A 925-nucleotide genomic window follows, 5' to 3' on the forward strand; every position below is an offset into this window, starting at 1 on the left:
TACCACTTGTCGGCAAGAGCGGCCGGCGCCGTCGCCAGGGCCATCGCCGCAAACGCTGTCAAACCAATGCTGAACTTCTTCATCGCTCGACCTCCCGATGTGTCAGTGCCGGCAAGGGACCGAACGCCGGGAAACGCCAGGGTTTCGCAGGCCGGTCCCCGCCGAACGCCTGAAGCCGTGGAATTCGAAGTCAGGGTAGAGAGGGCCGGGCTGTATTGTAAAATATGATTTTATGGTTATAAAATTCGGAAAAACAGATTCACCAGGAAGCCACCGGCAGATCGGTTTTGCCATTCCGGTTTCTCATTTCGGACGCTATGCACATACTCATCTACATGGCCACGTTATTGCAGGGCACGAGTACTGGACGTACGGGCGGGAGCAGCGGTTCGGTATGCCCATCGATTCAGGGTGGCTGGTCTTGTTTTCCGAAAGATCGATACAATCTATCTGATTTTCAGATAACCCATGCAATGCTGCCCCGAAATCGCGCAGGTCGCGTCCACAACGCCATCGTCGGCGGGTATCCGGATACACCGGCCGGGCGATCGTCTTCGTCTTTGATCGATGAAATCGCGCTCTGAACCGTGCGGACATCACCTGACCGTGGCTGGGCTCTCCGTTCGCCCTGGCCGGACGCCTGCCCCTATATCTCCGGGGCCGCCGCCGCCAAGTCCGCCGGCGTGCTCGCAGCACCGGGGGCATGCGCGCTTCCGGATGCCGACCGCAATCGAACAGGACCGCCATGGGGTGCTGCGCCCCGACTGTCGCAACTACCGCCGCCCCGACCGGCAGCCGCCCTTGACCGCCTGTCGACCGCCCCTCACTCAGAAATTGACTTGGATGAACAGCGGCGTGTCGCCGGCCTAACGGAGATTCCCGAGCAGATGGAACCGTCTCTTCGCCAGTTTCGTTACTTTATCGC

At 60.0% G+C, this 925-nt stretch carries 1 protein-coding gene; it reads left to right on the forward strand.

Annotated elements, in window-relative coordinates; all coding sequences use genetic code 11:
* The coding region (locus OXG98_19265; GenBank protein MCY3774149.1) for a hypothetical protein at positions 1-228 on the forward strand (228 nt) is incomplete at its 5' end.
* Positions 229-925 lie beyond the last annotated feature (697 nt).

It is taken from the genome of Gemmatimonadota bacterium, assembly GCA_026706345.1.
Lineage (GTDB): Bacteria > JAAXHH01 > JAAXHH01 > JAAXHH01 > JAAXHH01 > JAAXHH01.